Genomic DNA, 22,059 nt, shown 5'->3' with positions numbered 1-22,059 from the left:
GCCTTACTTCGCCGCCGTCGTCACCGGAAAAGTCGATTCCCAGCCGCCGCCGAGCGCCTTGAACAATTGCACGAGGTCGAGCCCCAGATTGGTGGTGCTTTCGGCCAGTCTCTGTTCGGCGAGCAGCGCGGTGCGCTGGGCGTTCAGCACGTTGATATATTCCGTCACGCCCTGCTTGTAGCGCGTGCGGGCGATATCGAGCGCCCGGCCCGCATGTTCGACCTGCGCCTTGAGCCGGGCGTTGCGCTCGCGCTCCAGCCGATGCGCGGTCAGGGCGTTGACCACGTCATGCCAGGCCTGCAACACGGTGCGGTGATAGAGCAGCGCCGCCTCCTGCTGCTGCGCCGTGCGCAATTCCACCGTATTCTGCAGCCGGCCCGCATTAAAGATCGGCAGCGAGACGCTGGGGCCGAAATTATATTGCAGCGAATTCGCCCACCACATTTTCGGCAGCGTGAGCGAATCGAAGCCGACGACGCCATTGAGCTGCACGGTGGGATAGAAGGCCGCCACCGCCACGCCGATATTGGCCGTGGCCTCATGCAATTGCGCCTCGGCCGCGCGAATGTCGGGGCGCCGGCGCGCGAGTTCCGACGGCACGCCGACCGGCGCGACCGGCGGCGTCAACGGCATCGCGCGAGGCGAGCCGAGCTTCGCCCGCAAGGCGCCCGGCGGCTCGTCGAGCAGGAAGGAGAGCGCGTTGGTCAGCTCGGATTCCTTCTGCTCCAGCGCCGGCAATTCCGCCTTCACGGATTCGATCTGGGCGGCGGCGTTTTCGCTGTCGAGCGCGCTTTGCACGCCTGAGCGCTGGCGCTCCTGCGTCACCTGCAACACGTCTTCGCTGATCTTGAGATTGTCCCGCGCGATGCCAAGCTGCACCTGCGCGCCGCGCAGGGAGATATAATCGCGCGCCACCTCCGCCAGCGCCGAGACGAGCGCGCCTCGCCGCTGCTCGGCTCCGGCCTGCACGGTGGCGTCGGCGGATTCGACCTGGCGGCGGACATGGCCCCACAGGTCCAGCTCCCATGAGGCGTCGAAGCCGGTGTAGTAATCGGTGATCGGCTGGATCGAGAAATTCCGCCCGGCGGGAACGAGCGGCGCGAACAGGCTGACCAGACCGTTCTGGCTGAAATTCTCACGATTGACCTTGGCGTCGCCATTGACGCTCGGCAATTGCGCCGCGGCGGCGACATTGCGCTGGAACCGGCTTTCCGCCAGCCTGATCGTCGCGGCGCGAACGTCGAGATTGGCGGCGGCGACTTTTGATTCGATCTCTGTCAGGGTTCGGTCATGGAAGATCGCCCACCAGTTCGGATCGGGCGGCGCAGCCAGCGAACCGCTGGCGTCCGGCGCGGCGAAAGACCTTGACGGCAGGCCGGTTTCGGGCGGAGCGAATTCCGGGCCAACCGAACAGGCGGCGAGCGGCGACAGGCCCCCCAAGGCGCAAAGCAGGCGCAAAAGGCTGAACTTGTCGCACCGCCCACTCAATGCGCCGCTCCCGGTCCGCCAGAGGATTTGCGCGACGTCATCAGAAAGCAGAACGGCGTCACCGCGAAAGCCACGACGGCGCAGACGACGAAGGTGTCGGAATAGGCCATGATCGCGGCCTGCGTCTGGATCATGCGATAGATCTGCCCCAGCGCCATGTCATGCGCGGCGGCGGCGGAATGGCCCATCGCCTTCAGCGCATCGGCATATTGGGCGAGCAACTCGTTGAAGGGCTGGTGGAAAGGCGTGGCCCATTCAGTCAGGTGGCTCTGATGCGTCTGGGCGCGATGCGTCACATTGGCGGTGGCGAGCGCGATGCCGATCGATCCGGCCACATTGCGGAACATGGCGAACAGAGCGACGCCGTCCGGCGTCAGGTCGCGCGGCAGGGTCATATAGGCCACGGTGCTGATCGGAACGAACAGAAAGGCCAGCGCGGCCGTCTGGAACATGCGCATCATGACCAGCGCGCCGAAATTGATATTGGCGGCGAGATGGCTCGAATAGAGCAAGGCGAAGCCCATGATGGTGAAGCCGGCCGCGATGAGATTGCGGGCCGGCGTGACCTTCAGCAGCCGGCCGACGAAGGGAATGAGCAGGATGACCATGAAGCCGCCCGGCGACAGGATCATGCCCGACCATGTCGCCGTATAATTCAGATATTGCTGGGCCATCTGCGGGATCATCACGGCGCTGGCGTAAAGGATGCCGCCCGTCGCCGCAATCATCAGGCAGGCGGTGGCGAAATTGCGATCCTTGAACACTTCGAGATGGACGATGGGCTTGCGCGCAATCAGCAGCCAGAAGATCGCGCCGAGGATTCCGAGAAAGGCCAGCAGCGCCATCAGCTGGATGAAGGGCGAGTTGAACCAGTCGTCGTCCGAGCCGCGATCCATCATCACTTCGAGGCAGCCGAGGCCGATGGCGATGAGCGACAGGCCGATGAAATCCAGGCCGCGGCTTCTGCGCTCCTTGACCCATGGCGGGTCCTCGACCAGCGCCGCGACGAGGAAGACCGCGATAATGCCGACCGGAATGTTGAGGAAGAAAATCCAGCGCCACGACGCCTGATCGGTGATGTAGCCGCCGAGCGTCGGCCCGAGCACCGGCGCGACAATGGTGGCCATGGCCGCGACGCCAAAGGCCGCGCCGCGCCGCGCGGCGGGGAAGGTGTCGATGATGATCGACTGCTGGTTGGGCTGCATGCCGCCGCCAAAAAAGCCCTGGGCGAGTCGAAACACGATGAGCTGGCCAAGGCTTGTCGCCGCCCCGCACAGGAAGGAGCAGACGGTGAACATGGCGATGCAGATGACGAAATAGCGCTTGCGCCCGAGCAGATCGCCAAGCCAGCCGGAAATGGTCAGCACGATGCCATTGGCCACCAGATAGGACGTCAGCGCCCAGGTCGCCTCTTCCGGGCTGGCCGAGAGACTGCCCGCGATATGCGGCAGGGCGACGTTCACGATGGTGGTGTCCAGCACCTCCATGAAGGTCGCAATGGTGACGGCGACCGCGATCAGCCAGGGATTGCCGCGCGGCTTCCAGTCGGCGTGCGAGGCTTCCGTCGCGTCGGTCATTTCAGCGCCACCGTGGGAACGACCGAAAGGCCGAGCGGCAGCGGCGCGTTTGGATCGAGGCCGCTATCGATGGCGATCTTCACCGGCACGCGCTGCACCACCTTCACGAAGTTGCCGGTCGCATTTTCAGGCGGGAAGGCGGTGAATTTCGAGCCCGTGCCCTGCTGGATGCTGTCGACATGGCCTTCGAGCTTGAGATCGGGGAAGGCGTCCACCTCGATCTTGACCTTCTGGCCGAGGCGCATGCGATTGAGCTGGTTTTCCTTGAAATTGGCCGTCACCCAGCGCTCCGGCCTGACGATGGCGAAGAGCTGCTGGCCAGGCGAGACGACATTGCCCAGTTCGACATTGCGCTTGGTGATCCAGCCGTCCTCCGGCGCGCGAAGCTCCGTCCACGACAGGTTGAGTTCGGCCTGATCCAGCCGCGCCTGCGCCTGCTGGACCGCGCCCTGAAGCTGGCCGATCTGCTTCTCGATCTCGCCGACCCGCTGCGGCACGGGCGAGGCCTGCGCCACCTGCGCCTCGGCCAGCGCCACCTGCGCCCTGGCCTGCTCCATTGCCGCCTTGGCCGCGTCGACGTCCTGCGCCGAGGTGGCGAGCTTGCTGAGCGAACGCTGGCGGTCGTAATCCGCCTGCGCCTTGGCCAAGGTCGCCTTGGCCGAGGCGAGCTGCGCTTGCGCCTGCGCCAGAAGCGCTGGAAAATTCTTCTGCGCGACCTCGAAGCCATATTGCTGCGCGGCAAGCTGCGCCTTGGCCGAGGCCAGCGCGCCAGCGGCGAGATCGCGTTCGAATTGATATTGCCGCGGGTCGATCCGCAACAGGACCTGGCCCTGTTTGACGAATTGATTGTCCGTCGCGTCGAGCGAAACGACATTGCCCGAGACACGCGGCGAAATGATCATCGCCCGGCCGTCGGTATAGGCGTCGTCGGTGGATTCGATGTTGCGGCCCTCGTACCAGAGGTACAATCCGCCCAGCGCCAGCGCGAGGACCACGACGAGCCCGACTGGCTTGAGCCGCGCGGCGCGCCGATTTCGCGCTTCGTCCCGGGGATCGACCGTCGCCGGCTCCGTGGATTGCGTATTCGTCACCCCGATAACTCCGAGCCGCTTGCCGTTTCGACATAAACCAAATGGCGGCGCTTGTCTTGAGGCTTCGATCCAGCCCAGCACAAGACGCCATTGCGTTTCCGCAACGGCGCTCCAGAAAAGCCGAAGCCCGGCGCGACCGGGCTTCGGTGGTGCTCTTGATGACCTGAGCGGCGCGGATCAGGCGTCCGAGGCCGCCTTTTTCCGCGCGCGCGCCGGAAGTAACTTCTGGACGACGCCTTCGAGCGGGTCAGCGACCGGGCCGGAGCCGACCAGCAGCGGCACGCCGAGAATTGCGCGCATTTTTTCCAGCGTCTTGACCGTCTGCGGATCCATTTCATCATGGGAGCCGGCGATGAACTCGACGGTGTCGATGGCCCGCTGGCGGTCCTCGAACTCCGTCAGCAGGTCCGGCAGCGTCGCGATGGCCCGCTCCGGCGCGAACTCGACGACGATCGTCTGTTCGCGGATCAGGGCGTTGCGCTTTTCGGCGCCGAGCGAGGCGAAGGGCTCGTCCTTGCAGAGCACCCTGGCCGAACGCTCGAGACGGTCGCGCCGCACCGCGCCGCGCGATTCCGCCATCAGGATCAGCATGCGGATCACCGCGACCTCGAAGCCGCCACGATCAATCGCCAGCAGTATCTCCTCGACCTCCGGCAGATGCGCCAGTTCGCCCGGATCCATCCGCTTGCGCTGATAGGCGTTGGGGGCGCCGAGGCGCAGCATGCCCGGCTGGCCGTAAATCCCGAAGAAGGTCAGTTCATAGGCGGCGTCGCGAATATCGCGCCAGAAATCGAAAGTCTGGACGACGCTGTCGGCCCAGACTTTCTCAAGACCGAGGAAGGGATTGCCGCTCTCCGCCGGCTGGCGCGCCTTCGCGACATTTTCCGCCGCTTGCGCGACGAATTTCATCACCGGATTTTCGTCGGCGAAGATGCGCCGCTGCACGCGCGACGGATGGGTCTTGCGCAGGAATTCGGCGGTCTGGCCGCCGAAGCTGGCCTGGACCATCGGGCGCACGCCCATGTCATAGACTTCGCTGGCCATTTCGGACAGGCGCGACACGGTGGCGAACATTTTCTCGTCATCGCGCGAGTCATCGAAGCCTGCCAGATCGCTCATCTTGCGTTCGCGGAAGCTGACGAGGAAATGCGCATGAACGCCTTCGCCCGTCTGCTCGTCGATGACCATTTCATAAAGACCGGGCGCAAGCGCCTCGATGGTCTTCAAGGTGGATGTCACTTCGGCATGTTCCTTCTTCGCGATGGAGGAGGACACGAAAATGCCGAGGTGGCCGACCTTGTCATGCAGCATGTAGATGATGCGCTGGCCGCGGATGCGGATTTCATGCTCGTCGACGAAGGTGTCCACGATCCAGTTGAGCGCCTGCTCCGGCGGGGTGATGTTGTCGCCCTTCGACGCAAAGACGATGATCGGCGAGCGGATGCTGCGCAGATCGAGCCGACGGCCGCGCTCAATGCGCGCCTCGCCGCGCGACAGCCGGTTGCCGACGAAGATCTGCTCAACGATCCAATGGATCTCGGCCTCGTTGAGATAGTGAAAGCCGCCCCACCAGCGCTCGAAATCGAGGAAGCTGTGGCGCGATTTCTCGACATTGGCGAAGAGGTCGTAATATTTACCAAAGAAATTGCGGCCCGGATTGAGCTGCTCGAAATTCGACACGAGATGGGCGCCGTCGAAGACGCCGCCGCCGATGTCCGACAGGATCAGGGCCGGCAGAATGCCGCCGAGCAGCCCGCCATTATAGCGCATCGGGTTTTCGCCCTTACGTCCGGACCAGGCCGCGACCGGCGCGCCATTGATGACCAGCGGCCCGGTGATGTCGGGATTGGCCGCGGCGAGCACCAAAGTCGCCCAACCGCCCTGGCAATTGCCGACGACGATCGGCTTGGGCGCCTCGGGATGGCGGCGGCGGATTTCGGCGACGAATTTGGCTTCGGCGCGCATCACGTCGGCAAGCGTCTGCTCGGGCTCGGGCATCGGCCGGAACACGGCGAAATAAACCGGATGGCCGCCGTGAAGCGCGACGCCGACCTGGCTGTCCTGCTTGAAGCCGCCGATGCCAGCGCCGTGACCCGCGCGCGGGTCGATGATCAGATAGGGGCGCTTCCAGTCGAACACCTCGACGCCCTGTGGCGGCTTGATCTTCAGGAGCAGGTAATTGACCGGCGGGGACAGATCCCTGCCATCGAGCGCGACCTCGTAATCATAGATCAGCACCGGCGGCGTGCCCGCGGCCTCATGCGCGAGGTCGTTATTGCCGCGCTCGCGCAGGACATCGAGCGTCAGGACATAGCGCTCGCCTGCGTCGCGGGCATAGGCGCGCGCCTCCTTGATCAGTTCGCCACGATTGGCGGAATCCTGCAGGCGGTTGAGCAGCGGGTTCAACTGCTCCCAGGCGCTGCGGAGGCGCTGGCCGTGGTTCCGTGTGATCTTCCTCACATGCGTGCTGAGAATTTCGCCCAGATGCTGCGCCTGCGCCGCCTGGGTCGAGCCGTCTTCAGCCTCGCGGCGGAAGATGTTTTCGGGGCTATAGGTCGAGGTCATGGGGCATTCCTTCAGGAAATGGCGGGGACGAGCGGCTGCTTCAGGCCGAGAAGTTCCGAGGTATGGGCGGCGATCATGCGTTCTTCGTCGGTCTTCAGGACCAGCGCGACGACGGGCGAGCCCTTTTCGGAAATGACGCGTTCATTGGCCGCATTGGCCTCCGCGTCGATCTGGATGCCGATCCATTCCATGTTTTCGAGAATGGACTGCCGGACGCGGACGGCGTTCTCGCCAATGCCGCCTGTGAACACGATGCAGTCCAAGCCGCCGAGCATCGCGCAGAGGCCGCCGATCTCGCGGCGCACGCGCCGGACGAAATAGGCGATCGCATCCTTGGCGGCTTGTTCGTTCGAGGCTTCCAGCACGCGCATGTCATGCGAAATGCCCGACATGCCCTTGAGGCCGGAATTCTTGTAAAGCAGATCGGTGATCTCGGCCGCGCTCATCTTCTTCTCGGCCATCAGATAGAGCACGACGCCGGGGTCGAGCTGGCCGCAGCGGGTGCCCATGGGCACGCCGTCGAGCGCCGTGAAGCCCATGGTCGAGGCGACCGATTTTCCGGCGTGAATGGCGCAGAGCGAAGCGCCATTGCCGAGATGGGCGACAATTACCCTTCCGCGCGCCAGAACCGGCTCCTCGTAGCGCAGGATGCGATGAATGAATTCATAGGACAGGCCATGAAAGCCGTAGCGGCGCACGCCCTCGTCATAATACTTGCGCGGCAAGGCGAATGTATCGGCGAGATAGGGATGCCTGCGGTGGAACGCGGTGTCGAAACAGGCGACCTGCGCCGCGTTGGGGAAAGCTTCGATCGCCGCCTCTATTCCCGCGAGATTATAGGGCTGGTGCAAAGGCGCCAGCGGCTCGAAGGTGTGAAGAATGCGGAAGTTCTCGGCGTCGATGAGCAGGGGTTCGGAATAGATCGGGCCGCCGTGGACGACGCGGTGGCCGACGCCGACGACAGTGGCGCCGCGCTCTTCCTTCTCCATCCAGTCGAGCACCGCCGCCAGCGCCATCTTGTGATCGACCGCGTAATGACTCTGATCGAGCGCGAACTGCGTCTTGTCGCCATTGCTCTTCCTGGCCGTGAAGGTCGCATTGGCGCCAATGCCGTCGATCAGACCGAGGGCGAGCGGGATCAGCTGGCCCTCCGCGATCTCGTACACCGAGAATTTGACCGAGGAGGAGCCAGCGTTGATGGTCAGAATGATGTCGGCCATGTTCTTCCTTTTTTCCTTGCCCCCGGGGCGGCCCGGGCCGCGCATGGGAGAGGGCGGCGCATCGGCGCCGCCGCCGGATGATCGGCGCGTCCGTGCGGCCTTATTCGGCTGCGAGCGCCTTGGACTCCTGCGCCCCGGCATAGGCGTGGCCGTTCTGACGCCAATAATTATAAAGCTGCGCCAGCGCGCAGGAGACGAGGCGCGCCTTGTCGTTGTCGGCGCGGCTGGTGAGCATGACGGGGGCCGAGGCGCCGACGACCAGGCCGGCGGCTTCGGCATGGGCGACGAAGGTCAGTTCCTTGGCCAGCATGTTGCCGGATTCCAGATTGGGCGCGATCAGCACATTGGCGTGGCCTGCGACCAGCGAGGCGATGCCCTTGGTGCGCGCCGCGTCCACGTCGATGGCGTTGTCCATTGCCAGCGGGCCGTCGACGACGCCGCCGCGAATCTGGCCGCGTTCAGCCATTTTCGACAGGATGGCCGCATCGAGACTGGAGGGAATGGCGGGGTTGACGGTCTCGACCGCCGAGAGCACGCCGACCTTCGGCTCGACGCCGCAGGCGAGTGCAAGATCGATCGCGTTCTGGACGATATCCACCTTGGTCAGGAGATCGGGCGCGATATTGATCGCGGCGTCGGAGACGAACAGCAGGTCGTCGAGGGTGAGCGTGTCGAGCACGAACACATGGCTGATCCGGCGCCCGGTGCGCAGGCCGCCGTCCTTCTTGACGACCGCGGCAAGCAGGTCATCCGAATGCAGATCGCCCTTCATCACCGCGCCGGCCTCTCCCGCGCGCACCATGGCCACAGCCTTGTCGGCGGCGGCGCGATGGTTCTTCTCATCGATGATCCTGAAGGGCGAAAGATCCGCCTCCAGCTCCAGCGCCGCCTTGGCGATTCGCTCCGGATCGCCGATGAAGATCGGCTCGATCAGGCCCTTCTCGAACGCCAGTAGCGGCCCATTGAGCGCATTATGGCTCTCCGGGCAGACGATCACGGTCTTCAGGCGCGGCAGTTGCGCGGCGAGAGCCAGCAGATGGGAGAAGTGGTCCTTCTTGTCCATGATCAGGGCCGGCAATTCGCGCACCGGGGTCTCGACATTGCGGATCGGAGCGTCGATCAGGGCCGTTCCCTTGCAGACGAGTTCGCCCGCGCCATTGGCGATGACCGTCTCGAACACCACCGTCGGCTCCGCGCGCTTTTCACGGCAGGTCACCGTCACCCGCAAATGGTCGCCCACGTGAACGCGATTGAGAAATTCGAAGTTCTGCTCGCGATAGAGCGTGCCCGGGCCGGGCAGGATATTGCCCAGAACAGCCGAAATCAGCGATCCGACCCACATTGACGGCGCGATCGGCGCGTCGGCGACAGGCGCGTCCTCGTCAACGGGCAGCATCAGCGGATTAATGTTGCCCGAGACATGCGCGAAAAGGAACAGGTCGCGGTCGGCGCAGACGCGCTCGATCGTCGCCGTATCGCCAACCTGCAGCTGGGCCCAGGTCTTGTTTGAAATGGTTTTCACCGTTTTCATAAATCGCCTCGCAAACAAAAAGGGGCCGGAACGCTCGCCGTTCCGCCGTCGGCTTTCGCGCTCAGGCGGGCCGGACGGAACGGGCCGCTGGGCCGCCCCTGCAATAATCCTTGGCGTCAACGCGCCGACGCGCGCCGCGAATCCTGATTTGCTGCACCGCAATATAAGCCAGAAATGATGACATGCAAATGAATGAAACCACGCCGAGGCCTCAACGCCGTTTCAGCGGAAGTCTCGAATTCGGACCGCCAGCTCTCCACCGCTCTGGCGGCGATGCAGGAGACCAATTTCACGGTTTATGGTCTGCGCCCGGCCAAGCTGACGCGAGGGCGCCTGATCGCGACGCGTCGCGATCGGTATCAACATGACAAAGCCGCCGGCAAAAAGCCGGCGGCTTTGTCAATTCAAACCACCACCGTTAGGCTTTTCGCCGCCCGGGTCACGCCGGTATAGAGCCAGCGCTCGCGGTTTTCGCGAAAGGCCCAGCTTTCGTCGAACAGCACGACATTGTCCCATTGCGAGCCCTGCGCCTTGTGCACCGTCAGCGCATAGCCGTAATCGAATTCATCCGATTCCCGGCGCTGGGCGTAGGACAGGCCTTCCTCCGCGCCCTCGAAAAAGGCCGGCAGCACGCCGACGCGGATTGGCTTGCCGCCCGAGGCCTCGTCTGGCGTCAGGCTCATGCGATAGCGCGCCCGGCGCAGGCCCGCCGCCTTGTTGACGCGAAAAATCGCGCCATTGAGCAGGCCCTTGGTCTTGTCGTTGCGCAGGCAGACCAGCTTCTCGCCGACTTCGGGCATGGCCTCCTTGAAGCCAAGCAACTCCCGCAGCCTCTTGTTATAGGCGCGGCGCGTCTTGTTGAGGCCGACCAGGACCTGATCGGCCCCTTTCACCAGTTCGGCGTCGATCGCCGTGCGCGACACCACGCGCATTGCGCCGTGATCACCCAGCGCGAGCCTTTCCCCGGCACGGATCTGCATCGACAGCCGCACGATGGGATTGCCCGCCGCCTGCCGATGAACCTCGGTCAGCATGACGTCCGGCTCCTGCTCGGTGAAATAGCCGCCGCCCTTGACCGGCGGCAATTGCGCCGGATCGCCCAGCACCAGAACCTTCTTGCCGAAGGAGAGCAGGTCCCGGCCCAATTCCTCATCGACCATGGAGCATTCGTCGATGACGATCAGGCTGGCCTTGGAGGCCGAGCTGTCCTCATTCAGCACGAAGCTCGGCTCTTCCGTGTCGAGATCCTTGGGCCGGTAAATCATGGAATGGATCGTGCGCGCCTCGCCGCAGCCCTTTTCGCGCAGGACGAGCGCGGCCTTGCCGGTGAAGGCGCCGAACTGCACCTCGCCATCAACATTTTCCGCGACATGGCGCGCCAGGGTCGTCTTGCCGGTGCCAGCATAACCGAACAGCCGGAAAACCTGCGGCGCGCGGGAATCGGAAATCCAGTCCGCGACGGTGGAAAGCGCCTTCTCCTGCTGCGCGGACCAGTCCATGGGCAATTCCAGTTTCGTTTCGCGCCAAATCCAAGGCGAATAAAGAGAACCTTTACAGAACATTTTCAGGAAAGGCGAGAGCGGCTGCGAAAATCGCTTTGGGGCGCAACCTAAGCGTTCCTGCCGGGTTGGTGGAGCGACGAGTCCTTTCACAGGAGAACCCGATGACCGCCTATACGATCAAGCCGCTCGAAACCGCCGTCGCCCATAATACCGGCGGACGCAACGGTCATTCCGAGACCGAGGACGGCTCGGTCAGCGTCGATCTGTCAGTGCGCAAGGGCATGGGCGGGCCCGGGCTACCCGGCACGACGACCCCGGAACATCTGTTCGCCGCGGGCTACGCCGCCTGTTTCGGCGGCGCGGTGGATTTCGTCGCCTCGCAGCACAAGGTGAAAATTCCGGACGCCAAGGTGACCTGCACGGTCTCGGTCGGCCCGCGCGAGGGCGGCGGCTTCGGCATCGCAGCCGAGATGAAAGTTACGTCGAAGAGCCTGCCGACGGCCGAATTGCGCAAGATCGTCGAGGAAGCCCACGAGAACATCTGCCCATACAGCCACGCGACCCGGGGCAATATCGCCTTCCATCTGGAGGTGGAAGGAGCCTAGTCCAGCGCCGCCAGCCGCGCCCGCGCGCGCAGCTTTTCCGTTTCGCTTTTCAACTGGCCGCAGGCCGCGAGAATATCGCGGCCGCGCGGCGTGCGCACCGGGCTGGCGTAGCCGGCGTTGAAGACGATATCGGAGAATTTCTCGATCGTGTCCCAGCTCGAACATTCGTAAGGCGCGCCGGGCCAGGGATTGAACGGGATGAGATTGATCTTGGCCGGAATCCCCTTGAGCAGGCGCACCAGTTCGCGCGCCTCGGCGGGCGAATCATTGACGCCTTTCAGCATCACATATTCAAAGGTGATACGACGAGCGTTGGAGGCGCCGGGATAGTCGCGGCAGGCCTGCAGCAGTTGCTTGATCGGGTATTTCTTGTTCAGCGGCACCAGCTTGTCGCGCAGATCGTCGCGCACGGCGTGCAGCGAGATCGCCAACGCCGCGCCGGCCTCGGCGCCGAGCCGCTCGATTTCCGGCACGACGCCCGAGGTCGAGACAGTGATGCGGCGCTTGGACAGCGAAAGCCCGTCGCCGTCCGAGAGAATCTCCACCGCGTCGCGGACGTTCTCGAAATTATAAAGCGGCTCGCCCATGCCCATGAAGACGATGTTCGACACAGCCCGCACGCCCTCGCCCGAAGGGATGAGGCCGTTGTCGGGCGGCGTCAGGCCGGGGAAATCGCCGAGCATTTCGCGCGCGGCGATGAGCTGGGAGACGATTTCCTGGGTGGTCAGGTTGCGGACCAGCTTCTGCGTGCCGGTGTGGCAGAAAGTGCAGTTGAGCGTGCAGCCGACCTGGCTCGACACGCAAAGCGTGCCTCGGTCGCTTTCCGGAATATAGACGCATTCCACTTCCGCGCCCTTGTCGAGGCGATCGACCGGGGGCATGCGAATCAGCCATTTCCGGGTGCCGTCGGTGGAAACCTGCTCCTCGACAACTTCCGGCCGCGCCAGCGTGAAGTGCTCTGCCAGCTTCTGCCGCATGGTCTTGGAGACGTTCAGCATGACGTCGAATTCGCGCGCGCCCTGGAAATAGATCCAGTGCCACAATTGCGCGACGCGCATGCGGATCTCGCGCTCTGGCGTCCCGATTTCGCGCAGGGCTTCGGCCATCCCCGCGCGGGTCAGGCCAACCAGCGAAGGCGTATTCGCAGGCGGAACGGAGGAAGTTTCGGCCGGGCCTTGCGGCGCGGCTTCGGCGGCCAGGGTCATGGCGTCCTTGGAAGTCAGGGAAACGGAAAGTAAGACTTTTATCATAAGACGCGGGCCGGGGAAACCGATTGCGCCTGGCGCGGATTTTCGCCACACAGCGGCATGGTCTTTTCCGCCCTGCCTTTCCGCCGATTCCTCGCCCTCGTCTTGCTGATCGGGGCAGGAATCGTCCTGCGCCGCTACGGCCCGGCCCATGGCTTGTCGCCCTTTGTGATCCGCATGGGCGCGGGAGCGCTCTGGGCGGGGGCGATTTATTTCGTCATCGCGCTGCTGCTGCGCTCCCGCCCGCGCAAACAGATCTTGATCGTCGCCGCCGTGATTTGCGCGGGGATAGAGTTTTCCAAGCTGAGCCATACGCCCGCGCTCGACATCTTCCGCCTCACGACCGTCGGCGCCTGGGTGCTGGGCCGTCTGTTCGGCTGGAGCAATTTTCTCGCCTATGCGGCGGGTCTCGCTTCCGCGCTCGGACTCGACGCCCTGCTTGCGGGCGGCTTCCGCAACCCTTTCAAAAAGACCTCACGCGGTCGGCGCCGCTGACTTCTTCGCCGGCCGCCTCGGCGGGCGGCCTTTGCGCGCCGGCGCCTGCTCGACCACGGCGCCCGAGGCGAGCGCGGCGCGATACTTCGCCAGCATGGCCGCAAAGCTTTTCCCAAGCGCGGTTTCGATCTCGGGACGGCGCTCCAGCCGGCTCAGAGTCAGTCCGGCCGCCTCGATGGTGGACAGCGCCTCACGGCGCGGTTCGCGCCGCAAATTGCCGTAAAGCGAGGCGCGCTTCGGGTTCAGCGCCAGCCGCCTCGCCTTGAGCACCCATGGATTGCGCCACCACAGGGTCTTGGCCTGCGCCCAGGAGCCGTCGAAGATCACAACGCCCTTCAGCCCGGCAAGCGCCTTGTCCTGATCCGGCAGCGGCAGCCCTTTCTTGTCCAGCGCGACCAGTTCGCGGTCGGGCGGAAAATCCTTCACATGGGCCGCGCCGAGGTGAAGGACCGCCCATTGCGCCGGATCAGCGTCGCGCCCCAGAATCTTGCTCAGGCTCGGCCAGGACAGGCCGATCTTGAGCTGGGCGTCTTTCAGCGCGCGCAGCGCCAGCCGCGCGGTGCCGAGCAGGCGGTCCTGCTCCTGCGGGTGCTGGAGAATAAGCAGGGAGACGCGGTTGGCGACCGGCTCGACGGAATCGCAGACGCAGAGAAATTCCGGCTTGGCGCAGAGCGGGCAGAGTATGGGCTCCTCCGCTGGGGCGGCGGCCGGCGCGCTCAGATCATGTTCCGCCATGCCATTCCCCCCTTGCCCGCAATTCCGCTCAGGCCAAAGAGCCGATCAGCGCGTCATAGGCGGCTTTGTCAAGCAGGCCGGACAATTCGCCGGCGTCCGCGATCCTGATCTTGAAGAACCAGCCCTTGCCGTGGGGGTCCTCGTTCACCAGCGCCGGATTGTCAGCCAGCTCGTCATTGACCGCAATGATTTCGCCGGCGACCGGCGCATAGACTTCGCTCGCCGCCTTGACGCTCTCGACCACCGCCGTCTGCTCGCCCTTCTTGCGCGCGACGCCGATCTCCGGCAGCTCGACAAAGACCACGTCGCCAAGCTGGCCCTGAGCAAATTCGGTAATGCCGACGAGGCCCGCGTCGCCATCGACGACAATATATTCGTGATCCTTGGTGAAAAGCGTTTCGGACATGAAGGACTCCGGCGGTCAGGCTTTGGCGGGGCGATAATAGCGGTTCGGGACGAATGGCGTCGCGACGACGCGCGCCGGCAGCGGTTTTCCGCGCACGATCAGGTTCACGAGCGTTCCCTCCAGCGCGTAGGCGGGCGGCAGATAGCCCATGGCGATGGGGCGGCCGAGCGAGGGCGCGAAGCCGCCCGAGGTCACCCGGCCGATCACGACGCCCTCGGCATTGGCGATTTCGGCGCCCTCGCGCGCGGGCGCCCTGCCTTCGAGCAGCAAGCCGACGCGCATGCGCGTCAGTCCGCCGGCCAGTTCCTTCTTGATCCGCGCCGCGCCGGGAAATCCGCCTTCCTCGCGGCGGCGCTTCGAAATCGACCAAGCGAGGCCGGCCTCGATCGGGCTGGTCGTCGTGTCGATGTCATGGCCATAGAGGCAAAGCCCCGCTTCGAGCCGCAGCGAATCGCGCGCGCCGAGGCCGACCGGCTCGACATCCTCCTCCAGCAGCAAGGCGTCGGCGAAGGGGCGGGCTGCGTCGGCCGGCAGGGAAATCTCGAATCCGTCCTCGCCGGTATAGCCGGAGCGGGAGACGAACAGCTCGAAGCCGCGCCAGACGAAAGCGCCCTGCGACATGAAGCCGAGCGCGGACACGCCGGGAAGATAGCGCTCCAGCACGGCGGCGGCGGACGGCCCCTGCAAGGCGAGAAGCGCGCGGTCTTCCAGAATCTCCAGCCGCAGGTCCGGCAGCCTGGCGCGCAAATGGGCGAAATCGGCCGTCTTGCAAGCGGCGTTGACGACGAGGAACAGCCGCTCGCCTGTCGCGCCCGGCGCCAGCCGCGTGATCATCAGATCGTCGAGAATGCCGCCCTGCTCATTGGTGAACTGGCTGTAGCGGATGCGACCCGGCTCCAGCGCGAGCAGGTCGCCTGGCACAAGGCTTTCCAGCTTTCGCGCGGCCTCGCGGCCCGAGAGAAAGGCCTGGCCCATGTGCGACACGTCGAACAGGCCGGCCTTGGCGCGGGCGAACAGATGTTCGGCCAGCACGCCCTTGCTGTAGTTCACGGGCAAGGCATAGCCGGCGAATTCCACCATGCGTCCGCCGAGCGCGATATGGCGGGCGTAAAGCGGGGTGCGGGCGGGAGCCTGTTCAAGTTCCGACGTCATGCGCCCTCCAGCAGAAATCGCCACGATTCGCGGCCGGAGCGAAGGCGATTCGCCGCCCCGGCGCAAAAGCCGGCCCGATCAGGGCAGCTTTTCGAAAGCATCCTTGAAGCCGTTGAGCGCCAGCGGAATGCCGATGCCTTCCTCCGGCGTCTGGAAGATGATGAAGGTCGCCGTGGTCCCGGCGCGCATCTGCTCCAGCAGCTTGTCTTCCATCACAACTTCGGCGATGCAGCCCGAGGGCAGGCAGCGCACGAAGCCGGCGCGCCCGATATCGGCCTGGTCGATCTTCAGGCCGAGGCCGGAGGGAAGCAGCACGCCCAGCGGCGCGATGACGCGCAGCAGCTTGCTCTTGCCATCCGCCGTCTTCAGAACGATCACGACCAGATTGACGTTGGGCTTGTCCTCGGCGGCGACGCTCTGCATCAGCGCGCATTGCTCGCGCGCGGCGCCCGGCGGGGTCTCGCAGCGCATTTCCCAATCGCCATTTTTCGATTTGACCACGCCTTGCGCGGCGGCGGGCGCGAAGCCGAAGCCGGCGCTCAGCAGGATGGCGAAAAGAATCGCGTGAAGAAACTTGCCGGCTTTTTTCGAGCCGTTGCCTTGGGACGCCATATTTCCTCCGATGTGCCTCGGCGGGGCGCCCGCGATTCCGCTCAACCGCCGCTATGGCCCCGACTTCGCCCGATTTTCTCACGCGGCGCGAAATCCGTCCCGCGCGAGAAAATCGGGCAGGACAGGCCTATCAAAAGAGCCGCTCCTGTCAAGCGCGGAGCGCTGAACGACCCATGATTACGGCGAAAGCTTGGCGGGAGGATCGAAGGCGTATTGATCTGCGTCAAACTTTGTGTTTCGCTGCATCCAAACAAGAAGCCGTCCAACGAGACGGGACAACGCTGATCGGGCGATCGCGTTCTCGGGAGTGAAAACAGACAATGCGCAAGGCGAATTTGCGGCCCGGCGACGCGCCGGCGGTTTCAGTTTTTTGGCCCACGGCCCGCCGTGGGGCTTTCGCCGTCGGCTCCGCGCTCTCGGCTTTGCCCGCCGCCGCCTTCGCCGCGCAGGCGCCGGGCGATGGTTTTCCGGCCCCCGGCCAGATGGGCATGCAAGTGGCCAACTCGCCGATCGCTGACGAGATTCACGCGTTCCACAACGGAATTTTGCTCCCGATCATCATCGTCATCAGCCTCTTCGTGCTGGGTCTGCTGATCTATGTCGTATGGAAATTCAACGACAGGGCCAATCCGAACCCCTCGCGCACGACCCATCACACCTTGCTGGAGGTCGCCTGGACGGTCCTTCCGGTGCTGATCCTGGTCTTCATCGCCATTCCCTCCTTCCGTCTGCTCGCGCATCAGCTGATCATTCCGCAGCCCGATGTGACGATCAAGGTCACCGGCAACCAGTGGTACTGGTCCTACGCCTACCCCAAGGATCAGGGCGGCGGCTTCAGCTTTGATTCGCTGTTGATCCCCGAAGACCAGATCGACCCGTCCAAGGGCCAGATCCGCCTGCTCTCGGTGGATAACGAGGCCGTGGTGCCGGTCGGGAAGAAGATCCGCGTCCAGGTCACCGCCTCGGACGTGATCCACTCGTTCACGATCCCGGCGTTCGGCGTGCGCATCGACGCGGTCCCGGGGCGGTTGAACGAGTCCTGGTTCCAGGCCGAACGGGTCGGCATCTATTACGGCCAGTGCTCGAAGATTTGCGGCAAGGATCACGCCTTCATGCCGATCGCCTTCCGCGTGGTCAGCGAAAAGGACTATGCCGACTGGCTCGCAGGCGCGAAGAAGAAATTCGCCGCCGCCCCGGCGCATGACCAGTTCGCCGAGAATCCAGGCCCGAATCAAGCCGCGCAAGCCGCCCGCTGATTTTCGCGGGGCCGCTGCAGGCGGTCCGCCCGACGACTTTTTTCAAGGATCACGAGAATGTCCGCCAGCGACGCCCACTTCCACGCTTCCGACACACATGACGAGACGCACGGCGTTCCGACCGGCTGGCGGCGCTATCTCTTCTCGACCAATCACAAGGACATCGGCACGCTCTACCTCATCTTCGCCATCATCGCCGGCGTGATCGGCGGCCTGATGTCGATGGCGATCCGCGCCGAGCTGATGTATCCCGGCATCCAGATCTTCCCCGGCCTCGCCCATCTATTGCAGGGCGCCGATCCGGCGATGGGTCTCGACGCGGGCAAGAATCTCTACAATGTCTTCATCACCGCCCATGGCGTGATCATGATCTTCTTCATGGTCATGCCGGCGCTGATCGGCGGCTTCGGCAACTGGTTCGTTCCGATCATGATCGGCGCGCCGGACATGGCCTTTCCGCGCATGAACAATATCTCGTTCTGGCTGCTGCCGGCCTCGTTCACGCTGCTGTTCATGTCGCTGTTCTTCGAGGGCTCGCCCGGCATGAAGGGCTTCGGCGGCGGCTGGGTGCTCTACCCGCCCTTCTCCTCCAACACCGGCGCGCCCGGCCCGGCGATGGATTTCATCATCCTCTCCCTGCATATCGCGGGCGCCTCGTCGATCCTCGGCGCGATCAATTTCATCACCACCATCTTCAACATGCGCGCGCCGGGCATGACGCTGCACAAGATGCCTCTGTTCGCGTGGTCCGTGCTGGTCACGGCCTTCCTGCTGGTGCTTTCGCTGCCGGTTCTCGCCGGCGCGATCACCATGCTGCTGACCGACCGCAATTTCGGCACGACCTTCTTCGATCCGGCCGGCGGCGGCGATCCGATCCTGTTCCAGCATCTGTTCTGGTTCTTCGGCCACCCGGAAGTTTACATCCTGATCCTGCCCGGCTTCGGCATCATCTCGCACATCATCTCGACCTTCTCGCGCAAGCCGATCTTCGGCTATCTCGGCATGGCCTATGCGATGGTGGCGATCGGCTTCGTCGGCTTCATCGTCTGGGCGCACCACATGTACACGGTGGGTCTGTCGCTCAACACGCAGCGCTATTTCGTCTTCGCCACGATGGTCATCGCGGTGCCGACCGGCGTGAAGATCTTCTCCTGGATCGCCACGATGTGGGGCGGCTCGATCTCGCTGCGCGCCCCGATGGTGTGGGCGATCGGCTTCATCTTCCTGTTCACGGTCGGCGGCGTCACCGGCGTCGTGCTGTCCAACGCGGGCGTCGACCGCGCGCTGCACGAAACCTATTATGTCGTGGCCCACTTCCACTACACGATGTCGCTCGGCGCGGTCTTCGCCATTTTCGCAGGCTTCTATTACTGGTTCCCGAAAATGTCGGGCTACATGTACAATGAGGGCCTGGCCAAGCTGCATTTCTGGGTGATGTTCATCGGCATCAACCTCACCTTCTTCCCGCAGCACTTCCTCGGCCTCGCCGGCATGCCGCGCCGCTATATCGACTATCCCGACGCTTTCCAGCTTTGGAACCAGGTGTCGTCGATCGGCTCCTTCCTCTCCGGCGGCTCTCTGCTGATTTTCTTCTACTGCGTCTATGACGCCTTCAAGCGCAAGGAAGCGGCCGGCGACAACCCTTGGGGTCCGGGCGCGACGACGCTGGAATGGACGCTGTCCTCGCCGCCGCCCTACCATCAGTTCAACGACCTGCCACATTTCGCCGACACGAACCATTGACCTTGGCGGGGCGTCCCACTGTCCTTCGCGGGGCGTGGCGCCCCAGAGAACCGGAATGAAGTGAACAGCCGATGAGTCTCGTCAGCGAAAGCGATCTCGGTCAACGCAGCGATTTTGGATTGGCGGCCTCGGACGCCAGCCCGTCCGATTATGTCGCGCTGCTCAAACCGCGCGTCATGTCGCTATCCATTTTCACGGCCTTCGCCGGCATGCTGATGGCGCCCCATCCGGTCCATCCTGTGATCGGAGCGATCGCCCTGCTGGCGATCGCGGTTGGGGCCGGAGCCTCCGGCGCCCTCAACATGTGGTATGATTCCGACATCGACCGCCTGATGGCGCGCACGGCCAACCGCCCGATTCCCGCTGGACGCATGGCGCGCGGCGAAGCTCTGGCTTTCGGCCTCGTGCTCTCGGCCTTCGCGGTCCTCACGCTGGGCCTCGCCGCCAACTGGCTCGCCGGCGGGCTGCTCGCCTTCACCATCTTCTATTATGTCGTCGTCTATACGATGTGGCTGAAGCGTTCGACGCCGCAGAACATCGTGATCGGCGGCGCGGCGGGCGCCCTGCCCCCGATGGTCGGCTACGCCGCCGCCGCCGGATCGCTCGACCTGTCGAGCCTGCTGCTTTTCACGCTGATCTTCGTCTGGACGCCGCCCCATTTCTGGTCGCTGGCGCTGGTCAAGGCTGGGGATTACGGCCGCGCCGGCGTGCCGATGGCCCCGAATGTCTGGGGCCCAGACGCCACGCGCCTGCAGATCCTGCTTTATTCCCTGCTGCTGGCGCCGATCGGCGCCCTGCCCTGGGTTCTGGGCTACGCCGGCCCCGTCTATGGCGCGGTCGCCTGCCTCGGCGGAATCGGGATGATTCTTGGCGGCTGGGCGGTGTTCTCACGCCGCGAGGGCGATCTGGCGCGGAAAACCGCGATGCGCAATTTCGGCTTCTCGATCCTTTATCTCTTCACGCTTTTCGCCGTTCTGGTGGTCGAGCGCCTGACGACGATCTGGCTGGGAGCCTGAGCCATGCCGACGCAAATCCTTTACAAGCCGCTCACGCCCGAACAGGAAAAGCGCCGCCGCCAACGCAATATCGCCATTGCGCTGGCCGTCGCAGCTCTGGTGGCGATCTTCTACGCCATCACCATCGTGCGGCTCGGTCCGAACGTCTTCATGCGGCCGGATTGAACCATGACCGCGAAGCCGGGCCAGAACAAAGCGTCAGGAACGCAGCAGAAAACCGCCGCCGCGCATCGAACTGCCGCGGCGCTTGCGGTCGTGGCGGGGCTGATGCTTGGCGCGTCCTTCGCCGCCGTTCCGCTTTATCGGCTGTTCTGCGCCGCGACCGGCTATGGCGGCACGACGCAATCGGCTTCCCGCGCGCCTGATGAGCGCGGTTTGCGGAAAATCGCGGTGCGCTTCGACGCCAATGTCGCGCCCGGTCTCGCCTGGCGCTTCGAGCCGGAAACGCCTGAAATCCTGCTGCGCCCCGGGGAGACCGTCACGGTCTTTTTCCGCGCCGCCAACCTGTCCGACCGCGCCACCGAAGGCGTGGCGCGTTTCAATGTCGCCCCGGATCAGGCCGGCGCCTGGTTCGACAAGCTGAAATGCTTCTGCTTCGACGCGCAGAAGCTGGGGCCCCATGAAACCGCCGAATGGCCGGTGGTCTTTTTCCTGGATCCGAAACTGGAACAGGACGAGACCATGGCTGCCGTTGACGCGATCACCTTGTCCTACACCTTTTTCGCGCCTCCGGGCGCCAAGAGAAACGCAGAGACCACCGGGGCGGCCGACATCGCGGCCGTTCCCGGCAAGAGCTGATCAAGAGCTGATCCGCCGGAAAAACCGGCGCAGAACAAAGCCCGGCAAAGCCGGGCGCGAGGAGGAAATGCACATGGCCGACGGTCACGCCAAGCCAAATCACGACTACCATCTCGTGGCGCCGAGCCCCTGGCCGCTACTCGCCTCGATTTTCGCCTTCCTGACCGCCGTCGGCCTTATCTTCTGGATGAAGCATCTCGAACTGGGCGGGCTCAAGCTCGGCAGCATGATGTTCGGCGCCGGCATCATCGGCCTGCTCTCCGTCATCGCCTTCTGGTGGACCGATGTGGTGAAGGAGGCCGAGAGCGGCGACCACACTCTGGTGGTCCAGCTCAGCCACCGCTATGGCATGACCCTGTTCATCGCCTCGGAAGTGATGTTCTTCGTCGCCTGGTTCTGGGCCTTTTTCGACGCCAGCCTCTTCACCAACGAGCCCATTCAATATGCCCGCGTCGCCTTCACCGGCGGGCATTGGCCGCCCAAGGGAATCGAGGCGATCGACCCGTGGCACCTGCCGCTGATCAACACGCTGATCCTGCTGACATCCGGCACCACGGTGACCTGGGCCCATCACGCCCTGCTGGAAAACGACCGCGAAGGCCTTAAGAAAGGCCTGGCCGCCACCATCCTGCTCGGCCTGCTGTTCACCTCGATCCAAGCCTATGAATATATCCACGCGCCCTTCGGCTTCAAAGATTCGATCTATGGCGCGACCTTCTTCATGGCCACCGGCTTTCATGGCTTTCACGTGATCGTCGGCACGATCTTCCTGATCGTCTGCCTGATCCGGGCGACGGCCGGCCAGTTCACGCCGAAACAGCATCTCGGCTTCGAATTCGCCGCCTGGTACTGGCATTTCGTGGACGTCGTCTGGCTGTTCCTGTTCTCCGCCATCTATGTCTGGGGCTCCTGGGGCGCGGTGATGGAGGCCAGTCCGGGCTGAACGCGCCCCCTCGGATTTCCACCGGCCCGAACCTGTTTCGGGCCGGTTTGTTTTTTCAAAGGCGCCATCATGCTAGA

Annotated in this window: 20 protein-coding genes; 8 read left to right on the top strand and 12 right to left on the bottom strand. The window is 64.3% G+C overall.

All coding sequences use genetic code 11. From position 1 onward, the window contains the following. Positions 1-3: 3 nt before the first annotated feature. The 7 genes from QM467_RS10590 to QM467_RS10560 form a co-directional block, all read right to left on the bottom strand. Positions 4-1,488, bottom strand: coding sequence for an efflux transporter outer membrane subunit (locus tag QM467_RS10590; protein WP_283366285.1), 1,485 nt, complete (start codon positions 1,486-1,488; stop codon positions 4-6). Beyond that, positions 1,485-3,065, bottom strand: coding sequence for a DHA2 family efflux MFS transporter permease subunit (locus QM467_RS10585; RefSeq protein ID WP_283366284.1), 1,581 nt, complete (start codon positions 3,063-3,065; stop codon positions 1,485-1,487). Before QM467_RS10585 ends, QM467_RS10590 begins: the two co-directional genes overlap by 4 nt. Further along, positions 3,062-4,156 carry an HlyD family secretion protein gene (locus tag QM467_RS10580; RefSeq protein WP_283366283.1) on the bottom strand — a complete coding sequence of 365 codons (1,095 nt, stop codon included), beginning with the start codon at positions 4,154-4,156 and terminating at the stop codon, positions 3,062-3,064. The genes QM467_RS10585 and QM467_RS10580 overlap by 4 nt, the downstream gene beginning before the upstream one ends. A 177-nt stretch (positions 4,157-4,333) precedes the next feature. Further along, a complete protein-coding gene (locus tag QM467_RS10575) occupies positions 4,334-6,721 on the bottom strand; it encodes a DUF3141 domain-containing protein (protein WP_283366282.1) in 2,388 nt (795 codons plus the stop codon). A gap of 11 nt (positions 6,722-6,732) precedes the next feature. After that, entirely contained in the window at positions 6,733-7,941 is a 1,209-nt protein-coding gene (locus tag QM467_RS10570) for an acetate/propionate family kinase (RefSeq protein WP_283366281.1), read from the bottom strand. A 100-nt stretch (positions 7,942-8,041) separates the two neighbouring features. Further along, positions 8,042-9,472 (bottom strand): bifunctional enoyl-CoA hydratase/phosphate acetyltransferase, encoded by a 1,431-nt coding sequence (locus tag QM467_RS10565; protein ID WP_283366280.1) that lies wholly within the window; start codon positions 9,470-9,472, stop codon positions 8,042-8,044. Positions 9,473-9,876: 404 nt separating this feature from the next. Beyond that, positions 9,877-10,971, bottom strand: a complete 1,095-nt coding sequence (locus QM467_RS10560; RefSeq protein ID WP_283366279.1) for an ATP-dependent DNA helicase — start codon at positions 10,969-10,971, stop codon at positions 9,877-9,879. Between the two features lie 164 nt (positions 10,972-11,135). On the opposite strand from QM467_RS10560, the gene QM467_RS10555 reads away from it, so the two are divergent. After that, on the top strand, positions 11,136-11,579 hold the full coding sequence (locus QM467_RS10555; RefSeq protein WP_283366278.1) for an organic hydroperoxide resistance protein: 444 nt from the start codon (positions 11,136-11,138) through the stop codon (positions 11,577-11,579). Here QM467_RS10555 and rlmN read toward each other — a convergent pair. Continuing rightward, positions 11,576-12,784, bottom strand: coding sequence for a 23S rRNA (adenine(2503)-C(2))-methyltransferase RlmN (rlmN, locus tag QM467_RS10550; protein ID WP_446737761.1), 1,209 nt, complete (start codon positions 12,782-12,784; stop codon positions 11,576-11,578). The genes QM467_RS10555 and rlmN overlap by 4 nt on opposite strands. A gap of 102 nt (positions 12,785-12,886) precedes the next feature. Here rlmN and QM467_RS10545 point away from each other — a divergent pair, with 102 nt between their 5' ends. Then, on the top strand, positions 12,887-13,321 hold the full coding sequence (locus QM467_RS10545; protein ID WP_283366277.1) for a ribosomal maturation YjgA family protein: 435 nt from the start codon (positions 12,887-12,889) through the stop codon (positions 13,319-13,321). Here the strand turns inward: QM467_RS10545 and QM467_RS10540 are convergent. From QM467_RS10540 to QM467_RS10525, 4 genes are all read right to left on the bottom strand, one after another. After that, positions 13,301-14,056: a tRNA-uridine aminocarboxypropyltransferase gene (locus QM467_RS10540; RefSeq protein ID WP_283366276.1), complete on the bottom strand. Its 756-nt coding sequence runs from the start codon at positions 14,054-14,056 to the stop codon at positions 13,301-13,303. The two genes, QM467_RS10545 and QM467_RS10540, sit on opposite strands and share 21 nt — an antisense overlap. 28 nt (positions 14,057-14,084) lie before the next feature. Next, positions 14,085-14,462 (bottom strand): glycine cleavage system protein GcvH, encoded by a 378-nt coding sequence (gcvH, locus tag QM467_RS10535; RefSeq protein WP_283366275.1) that lies wholly within the window; start codon positions 14,460-14,462, stop codon positions 14,085-14,087. A 15-nt stretch (positions 14,463-14,477) separates the two neighbouring features. Then, on the bottom strand, positions 14,478-15,614 hold the full coding sequence (gene gcvT, locus QM467_RS10530) for a glycine cleavage system aminomethyltransferase GcvT (protein WP_283366274.1): 1,137 nt from the start codon (positions 15,612-15,614) through the stop codon (positions 14,478-14,480). A 78-nt stretch (positions 15,615-15,692) separates the two neighbouring features. Next, on the bottom strand, positions 15,693-16,226 hold the full coding sequence (locus tag QM467_RS10525; protein ID WP_283366273.1) for an invasion associated locus B family protein: 534 nt from the start codon (positions 16,224-16,226) through the stop codon (positions 15,693-15,695). Between the two features lie 320 nt (positions 16,227-16,546). Here QM467_RS10525 and coxB point away from each other — a divergent pair, with 320 nt between their 5' ends. From coxB to QM467_RS10495, 6 genes are all read left to right on the top strand, one after another. Further along, positions 16,547-17,482 carry a cytochrome c oxidase subunit II gene (gene coxB, locus QM467_RS10520; protein ID WP_283366272.1) on the top strand — a complete coding sequence of 312 codons (936 nt, stop codon included), beginning with the start codon at positions 16,547-16,549 and terminating at the stop codon, positions 17,480-17,482. Between the two features lie 57 nt (positions 17,483-17,539). Next, entirely contained in the window at positions 17,540-19,225 is a 1,686-nt protein-coding gene (gene ctaD, locus QM467_RS10515) for a cytochrome c oxidase subunit I (RefSeq protein WP_283366271.1), read from the top strand. Positions 19,226-19,296: 71 nt separating this feature from the next. After that, on the top strand, positions 19,297-20,241 hold the full coding sequence (locus QM467_RS10510) for a heme o synthase (protein ID WP_283366270.1): 945 nt from the start codon (positions 19,297-19,299) through the stop codon (positions 20,239-20,241). Positions 20,242-20,244: 3 nt separating this feature from the next. Further along, positions 20,245-20,406, top strand: a complete 162-nt coding sequence (locus QM467_RS10505) for a hypothetical protein (RefSeq protein WP_283366269.1) — start codon at positions 20,245-20,247, stop codon at positions 20,404-20,406. Positions 20,407-20,409: 3 nt separating this feature from the next. Beyond that, positions 20,410-21,039, top strand: a complete 630-nt coding sequence (locus QM467_RS10500) for a cytochrome c oxidase assembly protein (protein ID WP_283366268.1) — start codon at positions 20,410-20,412, stop codon at positions 21,037-21,039. A 73-nt stretch (positions 21,040-21,112) separates the two neighbouring features. After that, positions 21,113-21,982 (top strand): cytochrome c oxidase subunit 3, encoded by an 870-nt coding sequence (locus tag QM467_RS10495; RefSeq protein WP_283366267.1) that lies wholly within the window; start codon positions 21,113-21,115, stop codon positions 21,980-21,982. Positions 21,983-22,059 lie beyond the last annotated feature (77 nt).

The sequence above is a fragment of the Rhodoblastus sp. 17X3 genome (genome assembly GCF_030056575.1).
Classification (GTDB): domain Bacteria; phylum Pseudomonadota; class Alphaproteobacteria; order Rhizobiales; family Beijerinckiaceae; genus Rhodoblastus.
Note: the sequence above shows the minus strand (reverse complement) of the source record. Positions and strands in the feature narration are given on the sequence as shown.